Source organism: Pseudomonas defluvii (genome assembly GCF_001695625.1).
In the GTDB taxonomy this organism is placed as follows: domain Bacteria; phylum Pseudomonadota; class Gammaproteobacteria; order Pseudomonadales; family Pseudomonadaceae; genus Aquipseudomonas; species Aquipseudomonas defluvii.
Window position 1 is genome coordinate 44,928 of record NZ_MBPN01000031.1, and the last position, 9,265, is coordinate 54,192.

At 58.0% G+C, this 9,265-nt stretch carries 7 protein-coding genes; 1 reads left to right on the forward strand and 6 read right to left on the reverse strand.

Annotated elements, in window-relative coordinates; genetic code table 11:
- Window positions 1–7 precede the first annotated feature (7 nt).
- The 6 genes from odhB to sdhC all read right to left on the reverse strand — a co-directional run bounded on the left by odhB (window position 8) and on the right by sdhC (window position 7,588).
- On the reverse strand, window positions 8–1,228 hold the full coding sequence (gene odhB / locus EKA13_RS11135; RefSeq protein ID WP_065759450.1) for a 2-oxoglutarate dehydrogenase complex dihydrolipoyllysine-residue succinyltransferase: 1,221 nt from the start codon (window positions 1,226–1,228) through the stop codon (window positions 8–10).
- A 42-nt stretch (window positions 1,229–1,270) separates the two neighbouring features.
- A complete protein-coding gene (locus EKA13_RS11140; RefSeq protein WP_065759451.1) occupies window positions 1,271–4,102 on the reverse strand; it encodes a 2-oxoglutarate dehydrogenase E1 component in 2,832 nt (943 codons plus the stop codon).
- A gap of 245 nt (window positions 4,103–4,347) precedes the next feature.
- Window positions 4,348–5,052, reverse strand: coding sequence for a succinate dehydrogenase iron-sulfur subunit (locus EKA13_RS11145; RefSeq protein ID WP_065759452.1), 705 nt, complete (start codon window positions 5,050–5,052; stop codon window positions 4,348–4,350).
- An 11-nt stretch (window positions 5,053–5,063) separates the two neighbouring features.
- The gene (gene sdhA, locus EKA13_RS11150) at window positions 5,064–6,836 is read right to left on the reverse strand and encodes a succinate dehydrogenase flavoprotein subunit (RefSeq protein WP_065759453.1); all 1,773 of its coding nucleotides are present in this window, start codon (window positions 6,834–6,836) and stop codon (window positions 5,064–5,066) included.
- A gap of 3 nt (window positions 6,837–6,839) precedes the next feature.
- Window positions 6,840–7,208, reverse strand: a complete 369-nt coding sequence (gene sdhD / locus EKA13_RS11155; protein WP_065759454.1) for a succinate dehydrogenase, hydrophobic membrane anchor protein — start codon at window positions 7,206–7,208, stop codon at window positions 6,840–6,842.
- Window positions 7,202–7,588, reverse strand: coding sequence for a succinate dehydrogenase, cytochrome b556 subunit (gene sdhC / locus EKA13_RS11160; RefSeq protein ID WP_176717419.1), 387 nt, complete (start codon window positions 7,586–7,588; stop codon window positions 7,202–7,204). Before sdhC ends, sdhD begins: the two co-directional genes overlap by 7 nt.
- A 350-nt stretch (window positions 7,589–7,938) precedes the next feature.
- On the opposite strand from sdhC, the gene gltA reads away from it, so the two are divergent.
- Window positions 7,939–9,228 carry a citrate synthase gene (gene gltA, locus EKA13_RS11165; protein WP_065759455.1) on the forward strand — a complete coding sequence of 430 codons (1,290 nt, stop codon included), beginning with the start codon at window positions 7,939–7,941 and terminating at the stop codon, window positions 9,226–9,228.
- Window positions 9,229–9,265: the final 37 nt, after the last annotated feature.

The window sequence follows — 9,265 nt, forward strand, 5'->3', positions numbered from 1 at the left end:
GCTGTTTTTAGATATCGAGCAGCAGACGAGCCGGATCTTCCAGCAGGTTCTTGATAGTCACCAGGAAGGTCACGGCTTCTTTACCGTCGATCAAACGGTGATCGTAGGACAGCGCCAGGTACATCATCGGACGGATCACGACCTGACCGTTGATAGCCATTGGGCGCTGAATGATGTTGTGCATGCCCAGAATCGCCGCCTGTGGCGGGTTAACGATCGGGGTCGACATCATCGAACCGAATGTACCACCGTTGGTGATCGTGAAGGTACCGCCGGTCATTTCTTCGATCGACAACTTACCGTCACGGGCTTTCTTGCCGAACGTGGCGATGCCGCCTTCGATTTCAGCCAGGCTCATCAGTTCGGCGTTACGCAGAACCGGTACCACCAGACCACGGTCGCTGGACACGGCAACACCAATGTCGGCGTAGCCGTGGTAAACGATATCGCTACCGTCGATCGAGGCGTTGACCGCTGGGAAACGCTTCAGCGCTTCGGTAGCAGCCTTGACGAAGAACGACATGAAGCCCAGGCGAACGCCGTTGTGGGACTTCTCGAACAGGTCCTTGTACTTCGAACGCAGTGCCATGACTTCGGTCATGTCGACTTCGTTGAAGGTGGTCAGCATCGCCATGTTGGACTGAGCTTCAACCAGGCGCTCGGCAACCTTGGCACGCAGGCGGGTCATCGGTACGCGCTTCTCGGTGCGGTCACCAGTGGCCATGACCGGTACGGCAGCGGCTGGGGCAGCAGCCTTGGCAGCTGGAGCAGCGGCCGGAGCGGCTTTCTTGGCAGCAACGGCAGCAACAACGTCTTCCTTGGTAACGCGACCACCTTTGCCAGTACCAGCAACGCTGGCCAGGTCGATGCCGTTTTCTTCGGCCAGCTTGCGTGCGGCAGGCGCAGCAATCGGGTCTTCTTCACCGGCTTCAACAGCAGCAGCGGCCTGGGCAGGCGCGGCAGCAGCAGCCGGAGCAGCAGCGGCAGCAGCACCTTCAGTGATGGAACCCAGTACTTCGTCAGACAGAACGGTGTCGCCTTCGTTCTTGACGATCGCGCCCAGCACGCCGTCGGCAGTGGCCAGCACTTCCAGAACGACCTTGTCGGTCTCGATGTCAACGATCAGCTCGTCACGCTTGACGGCGTCGCCCGGTTTCTTGTGCCAGGTGGCTACGGTGCCATCGGCAACCGATTCCGGGAAAGTAGGGGCTTTGATCTCGATAGCCATTATCAATTGTTCCTTAAATTCGGTTTCTTGTGCGCGGTGGCATTAAACAGTGAAAGCATCTTGCAGCAGTTTTTCCTGCTGCTCGGCGTGCATCGAAGCGTAACCACAGGCAGGTGCTGCCGACGCGTCACGACCAGCGTACTCAAGGACCAGGTCCTTGTTGTGACGGGTCAGGATGCGACGCATGTGGTGCTGACTGCTGTACCAAGCGCCCTGATTCATCGGCTCTTCCTGGCACCACACCACATCCTTCAGGTTGGTGTAAGGCGCGAGGATTTCGACCAGATCGTCCTCAGGGAACGGATACAGTTGCTCGATACGCACGATGGCGATGTCTTCACGACCTTCGGCACGACGTTTTTCCAGCAGATCGTAGTAGACCTTGCCGCTGCACAGAACCAGGCGGGTAACCTTTTTCGGATCGAGGGTATCGATTTCCGGGATTACAGTCTGGAACGAGCCTTCGGCCAGTTCTTCCAGCGTCGAGATGGCCAGTTTGTGGCGCAGCAGCGACTTCGGCGTCAGGACGATCAGCGGCTTACGCAGCGGACGAATGACCTGGCGACGCAGCAGGTGGTAGATCTGAGCCGGGGTGGTCGGTACGCAAACCTGAACGTTGTGCTCGGCACACAGTTGCAGGTAACGCTCCAGACGTGCCGAGGAGTGCTCAGGCCCCTGCCCTTCATAACCGTGAGGCAGCAGCATGGTCAGACCGCACAGACGGCCCCACTTGTGCTCACCACTGGTGATGAACTGGTCGACAACGACCTGGGCACCGTTGGCGAAGTCACCGAACTGGGCTTCCCAGATCACCAGCGCGTTAGGCGTGGTGGTCGAGTAACCGTATTCGAAGGCCAGTACCGCTTCTTCCGAGAGGAAGGAGTCGTACAGGTCAAACTTCGGCTGACCGGCATACAGGTTCTGCAGTGGCAGATAGGTGCTGGCGTCCTTCTGGTTGTGCAGCGCCGCATGGCGGTGCGAGAAGGTGCCGCGACCAACGTCCTGACCGGTGATACGCACCGGGTGACCTTCGAACAGCAAGGTCGCGTAGGCCATGGTTTCGGCGTAGCCCCAGTTGATTGGCAAGCCACCGGCCTGCATCTTCTGACGGTCTTCGTAGATCTTCGAAACCTGACGCTGAACCACGAAGCCTTCCGGCAGGTCCAGCAACTTGGCCGACAGTTCCTGCAGGGTCTTCAAGTCAAAGCGAGTGTCGTGACGCGCAGTCCAGGCATGGCCCAGGTACGGACGCCAGTCAACAAACAGTTCCTTGTTCGGCTCTTTGACCAGGCTCTTGACCACATGCAGGCCGTTATCCAGCGCATTGCGGTACTCGTCAACCTTGGCCTGTACGCGCTCGACGTCCAGACGACCGGCCTGAATCAGGCTGTCGGCATACAGTTCGCGCGTCGTGCGTTGCTTGGCGATCTGCTGGTACATCAGCGGCTGAGTGCCGTTTGGTTCGTCAGCTTCGTTGTGACCACGGCGGCGGTAGCAGACCAGGTCGATGACCACGTCACGCTTGAACTGCATACGGTAGTCGACAGCCAGCTGAGTCACGAACAGGACCGCTTCCGGATCGTCACCGTTAACGTGCAGGATCGGCGCCTGAATCATTTTGGCGACGTCGGTGCAGTACTCGGTGGAACGCGAGTCCAGCGGGTTGCTGATGGTGAAACCAACCTGGTTGTTGATCACGATGTGAACAGTACCGCCGGTTTTGAAACCGCGGGTCTGCGACATCTGGAAGGTTTCCATGACCACGCCCTGACCAGCGAATGCCGCGTCACCGTGGATGGAAATTGGCAGAACCTTGTCACCAACGCTGTCGTTACGGCGATCCTGACGGGCGCGTACCGAACCTTCCACTACTGGCGAGACGATTTCCAGGTGGGATGGGTTGAACGCCATGGCCAGGTGAACTTCACCGCCGGCGGTCATTACGTTGGAGGAGAAGCCCTGGTGATACTTCACGTCACCGGAACCCAGTTCGACCTTCTTCTTGCCTTCGAACTCGTCGAACAGGTCGCGCGGGTTTTTACCGAAGGTGTTGACCAGAACGTTCAAGCGGCCACGGTGGGCCATGCCGATCACGACTTCCTTGGTGCCATAGGAACCGGAGCGCTGGATCAGCTCGTCCAGCATCGGAATCAGGCTCTCGCCACCTTCCAGGCCGAAACGCTTGGTGCCTGGGTACTTGGTGCCCAGGTATTTTTCCAGACCTTCAGCTGCAGTAACGCGCTCGAGCAGGTGGCTCTGAACGTCTGCAGAAAAAGCTGGGCGACCACGTACGCTCTCCAGACGCTGCTGGAACCAGCTGCGCTGCTCGGAGTCGACGATGTGAGTGAACTCGGCGCCAATGGTGCGGCAATATGTCTGCTGCAAAGCGTCGAAGATTTCGCGTAGGCTCGCTTCCTCTTTGCCGATAAACAGGTCGCCGGCACGGAAAGTCGTATCAAGATCGGCATTGGTCAAGCCGTAATGATTGATCGACAAGTCTACAGGCGCAGGACGCTGCCACAACCCCAGGGGGTCGAGCTTGGCAGCTTGGTGGCCGCGCATACGGTAGGCTTGGATCAGTCGCAGTACTTCAACCTGCTTCTTCTCGTGCTCGCTGCTCACGCTGCCGGCAGAAACCGGTTGGGCGCGGCGCTGGTTCTTTGCCAGCAGAACGAAATGGTCGCGGATTGTAGAGTGCGATACATCGGTAGCAGTGCTGCCTTCGGCGGGCAACTTCTGAAAGTAAGTGCGCCACTCTTCTGGCACAGCGTTAGGGTCGTGCAGGTAGAGTTCGTAGAGCTCTTCCACATATGCAGCGTTACCACCTGAAAGGTGGGCGCTATCCCACATGCGCTGCATCACGCTTTCTTGCATGCTTGGTCACCCTCGGTTAGGGGACAGATCGGCAAGAGCCACAGAAAGCCTGGAAAAGTCCGAGTGCAGCGACCGAACCAAGCCACCGAGGATCCTACAGATTTTCCGGGTACCAGCCCGGAAGCCCCTGCTGGTCTCATATCTTCATAGGTAAAAGCTAGGGCTTTTTGGGCCTTCGCTCGGGTTTCACCTTGGTGCGGGCAATGGCCCGCACCTCGGCGTACTACGGGTACAACATTTTAAAATCAGGTACCGCTTTGCAGCAGCATGTTACGTACGTGACCGATTGCCTTGGTCGGGTTCAGACCTTTCGGGCAAACGTTTACGCAGTTCATGATTCCACGGCAACGGAACACGCTGAACGGGTCATCCAGGGACGCCAGACGCTCTTGGGTCTTGGTGTCACGGCTGTCAGCCAGGAAACGATAGGCTTGCAGCAGTGCAGCTGGACCGAGGAACTTGTCTGGGTTCCACCAGAACGAAGGGCAGGAAGTCGAGCAGCAAGCGCACAGGATGCACTCGTACAGACCGTCCAGCTTCTCACGCTCTTCTGGCGACTGCAGACGCTCGATGGCCGGAGCCGGCGTGTCGTTCTGCAGGTAAGGCTTCACCTTCTCGTACTGCTTGTAGAAGATGCTCATATCGACGACCAAGTCACGAATGACTGGCAGGCCAGGCAGCGGGCGAATCACCAGCTTGTTGCCCTTGACCACCGACGACAGCGGCGTAATGCACGCCAGGCCGTTCTTGCCGTTGATGTTCATGCCGTCGGAGCCGCAAACGCCCTCGCGGCAGGAGCGACGATACGAGAAACCTTCGTCCTGTTCCTTGATCAGTGCCAATACGTCCAGCACCATCAGATCTTTGCCACCGGTATCGACCTGGAACACCTGAGTTTTAGGCGCAGAGTCGGTATCCGGGTTGTAACGATAAACTTCGACTTGCAACATGGCGGCCACCCTTAGTAAGTCCGGACTTTAGGCTCGAAAGCAGGCACGGTTTTCGGCGCGAAGTTGACTGCACGCTTGGCAACACGTTTCTCACCCGGGAAGTACAGGGTGTGGCACAGCCAGTTTTCGTCGTCGCGATCTTCGAAGTCTTCACGGGCATGAGCACCGCGAGACTCTTTACGAGTTTCAGCAGCGATAGCAGTCGCTTCGGCAACTTCCAGCAGGTTCTGCAGCTCCAGCGCTTCGATACGCGCGGTGTTGAAGGCCTGGGACTTGTCGTTGATCTTGACGTTAGCGATACGCTCACGCAGATCGGCCAACTGCTTGATACCTTTCTGCATGTATTCGCCAGTACGGAATACACCGAAATAGTTCTGCATGCAGCTTTGCAGCTCGCGACGCAGGGTAGCAACGTCTTCACCGGTGTTGCGCTCATTGAGCTTGCGCAGACGGTTCAGCGCGACGTCGACGTCGGTATCGCTGGCGTCACGGTATTCGATACCGTCGCTCAGGGCTTTTTCCAGGTGCAGGCCAGCAGCGCGACCGAATACCACCAGGTCGAGCAGCGAGTTACCGCCCAGACGGTTTGCACCGTGAACCGATACGCACGCCACTTCACCGACCGCGAACAGGCCCGGGATAATGGTGTCTGCACCGTCAGCGTTCATGGTGATGGCCTGGCCATGAATGTTGGTGGCAACGCCGCCCATCATGTAGTGGCAGGTTGGAACGACCGGCACCGGCGCGACCACTGGGTCGACGTGGGCGAAGGTCTTGGACAGCTCACAGATACCTGGCAGGCGGCTGTGCAGCACTTCCTCACCCAGGTGGTCGAGCTTGAGCATCACGTGGTCGCCGTTCGGGCCACAGCCGTTGCCGGCGATGATCTCTTTAACCATGGAACGGGCCACAACGTCACGACCGGCAAGGTCTTTGGCGTTCGGCGCATAACGCTCCATGAAACGCTCGCCGTGCTTGTTGATGAGGTAACCACCTTCACCACGGCAACCTTCGGTAACCAGTACACCAGCGCCGGCAATACCGGTCGGGTGGAACTGCCACATTTCAATGTCTTGCACCGGCACACCGGCACGCAGCGCCATACCAACGCCGTCACCGGTGTTGATCAGGGCGTTGGTGGTCGATGCGTAGATACGACCCGCACCACCAGTGGCCAGTACGGTAGCCTTGGAACGGATGTAAACGGTTTCACCGGTTTCGATGCAGATCGCGATCACACCGACGAACGCGCCGTCCTGGTTCTTGACCAGATCAACGGCATACCACTCGTTCAGGAAGGTGGTGCCTGCCTTCAGGTTGCCCTGATACAGGGTGTGCAGCAGTGCGTGACCGGTACGGTCGGAAGCAGCACAGGTACGTGCAGCCTGACCACCTTTACCGAAGTCCTTGGACTGACCACCGAACGGACGCTGGTAGATACGACCGGTTTCAGTACGGGAGAACGGCAGGCCCATGTGATCCAGCTCGAAGACCGCAGCAGGGCCTTCCTGACACATGTATTCGATAGCGTCCTGGTCACCGATGTAGTCGGAACCCTTGACGGTATCGTACATGTGCCAGCGCCAATCGTCGTTCGGGTCAGCCGAAGCGATTGCACAGGTGATACCACCCTGGGCCGATACAGTGTGCGAGCGGGTCGGGAAGACCTTGGTGATTACAGCAGTCTTGTGACCACCTTGAGCCAGCTGCAGCGCAGCGCGCATGCCGGCACCGCCACCACCAATGATGATGGCGTCGAAAGAAATCGTAGGAATGTTAGCCATGAATCAGATACCCCAGAGAATCTGCACACCCCAGACGAAGTACGCGAACATCGCAACACCGCATACAGCCTGGAACAGGAAACGTATTGCAGTCGCCGACTTGCCGAACGCCATTGGCGTCAGGTAGTCCGTCGCGATGGTCCACATGCCGACCCAGGCGTGAGCGCCCAGAGCCACCAGTGCCAGCAGACTGAAAATACGCATCGCATTGTTGGAGAACAGACCGTGCCACTGGGCGTAGTCCATTCCCGGGTGCGCGACCAGGTAGCCAATCAGAAAAATGAAGTAAGCCGCGAGAACGACCGCAGAAACGCGCTGCGCCATCCAGTCATAGAGGCCCGAACGCGAGAGGTTCGTGACGTTGGTTACCATATCCACACTCCTGCCAGAACAATCACCACCACGGAGACGGCGATGACAATTTTCGAGCCCAGTTTGCCGCCTTCCAGCGTTTCACCGATGCCCATATCCATGATCAAGTGGCGCACACCGGCAACCAAGTGATACAGCAAGGCGGACAGAAGACCCCAAATCACAAGCTTGGCCAGCGGGCTGGTCAAACACGCTTTCACCTCACCGAAGCCTTCCTCGGAACCCAGGGATTTGCCCAATGCATAAAGCATGATGGCCAGGCCCAGGAAAAGGATGACACCGGAGATGCGGTGAAGAATGGACGTGTAAGCAGTGACAGGGAGTTTGATGGTCCTTAGGTCGAGGTTTACAGGTCGTTGGCTTTTCACGGCTTTTTTCACACTGAAGAGCCCCTAGCAAGCAGGGCAAAGTTGTTGGTAAGTGTACTGGTCAGGTACCCACCACCCAGGGAGTGACGACCCCAGCAACACAGGCTTCAAAGCCCCTGGCGGTCGGGTGCCGAGTATAGACAGTTAGGCTACTAATGACAACGAAAAGGCCTAGCCCAAATAGCTCATTGCCTTTACCCGACAAAAGGCGTAAACGGGCAGCAATTTCGAGGAAAAACAGCGCCCAGAGCCCTTTACAACCGTGCTTTAGGCAAATTGACATTCGAATTTATCTCACTATAGTGGTGCGGGCCCTGCGTGGGGGGTCTGTCTGATGATTTCAAGCATTAATAGGAGGCCACATGGCTGACAAAAAAGCGCAGTTGGTCATCGAGGGCGCAGCCCCCGTCGAGCTGCCCATTTTAACCGGCACCGTTGGTCCCGATGTTATCGACGTTAGAGGGTTGGGGGCCACGGGTCACTTCACTTTCGACCCCGGTTTCATGGCGACCGCATCCTGCGAGTCGAAGATCACTTATATTGATGGCGACAAGGGCATCCTGCTGCATCGCGGCTACCCTATCGAACAGCTCGCCGAGCAATCCGACTACCTGGAAACCTGCTACCTGCTGCTGAACGGCGAACTGCCGAACGCCGAGCAGAAGGCTCAGTTTGTCAGCACCGTGAAAAACCACACCATGGTTCACGAGCAACTGAAGTCGTTCTTCAACGGCTTCCGTCGCGACGCGCACCCTATGGCGGTCATGTGCGGCGTGGTTGGCGCCCTGTCGGCGTTCTATCATGACTCGCTGGACATCAATAACCCGCAGCACCGCGAAATCTCCGCGGTACGCCTGGTCGCGAAAATGCCGACCCTGGCGGCGATGGTTTACAAGTACTCCATGGGTCAACCCATGATGTACCCCCGCAACGACCTGTCGTATGCGGAAAACTTCCTGCACATGATGTTCAACACCCCGTGCGAGATCAAACCGATCAGCCCGGTACTGGCCAAGGCAATGGACCGGATCTTCATCCTCCATGCCGACCACGAGCAGAACGCTTCGACCTCCACCGTGCGCCTGGCAGGCTCCTCGGGCGCCAACCCGTTCGCCTGTATTGCCGCCGGTATCGCTGCACTGTGGGGCCCTGCCCACGGCGGCGCCAACGAGGCCGTACTGACCATGCTCGATGAAATTGGCGATGTCTCGAACATCGACAAGTTCATCGCCAAGGCCAAGGACAAGAACGATCCGTTCAAACTGATGGGCTTCGGTCACCGCGTTTACAAAAACCGCGACCCGCGCGCCACCGTGATGAAAAAGACCTGCGATGAAGTCCTGCGCGAGCTGGGCATCACCAACGATCCGCAGCTGGAACTGGCCATGCGCCTGGAAGAGATCGCCCTGACCGATCCTTACTTCATCGAGCGCTCGCTGTACCCGAACGTCGACTTCTACTCGGGGATCATCCTCAAGGCGATCGGCATTCCGACCAGCATGTTCACCGTGATCTTCGCCCTGGCACGCACCGTCGGCTGGATCTCGCACTGGAAAGAAATGCTCTCCAGCCCGTACAAGATTGGCCGTCCGCGCCAGCTGTACACCGGCTACGAAGCACGCGACATCGTCAAGCTGTCCGACCGCAAGTAAGCCCTGCCCTGCAGCGCTGAACACAAAAAAGGCTGCC

What these genes read in the sequence shown, in the direction of transcription:
- odhB (WP_065759450.1), bottom strand. Translation starts at nt 1,228, where the DNA reads ATGGCTATCGAGATCAAAGCCCCTACTTTCCCGGAATCGGTTGCCGAT.
- EKA13_RS11140 (WP_065759451.1), bottom strand. Translation starts at nt 4,102, where the DNA reads ATGCAAGAAAGCGTGATGCAGCGCATGTGGGATAGCGCCCACCTTTCA.
- EKA13_RS11145 (WP_065759452.1), bottom strand. Translation starts at nt 5,052, where the DNA reads ATGTTGCAAGTCGAAGTTTATCGTTACAACCCGGATACCGACTCTGCG.
- sdhA (WP_065759453.1), bottom strand. Translation starts at nt 6,836, where the DNA reads ATGGCTAACATTCCTACGATTTCTTTCGACGCCATCATCATTGGTGGT.
- sdhD (WP_065759454.1), bottom strand. Translation starts at nt 7,208, where the DNA reads ATGGTAACCAACGTCACGAACCTCTCGCGTTCGGGCCTCTATGACTGG.
- gltA (WP_065759455.1), top strand. Translation starts at nt 7,939, where the DNA reads ATGGCTGACAAAAAAGCGCAGTTGGTCATCGAGGGCGCAGCCCCCGTC.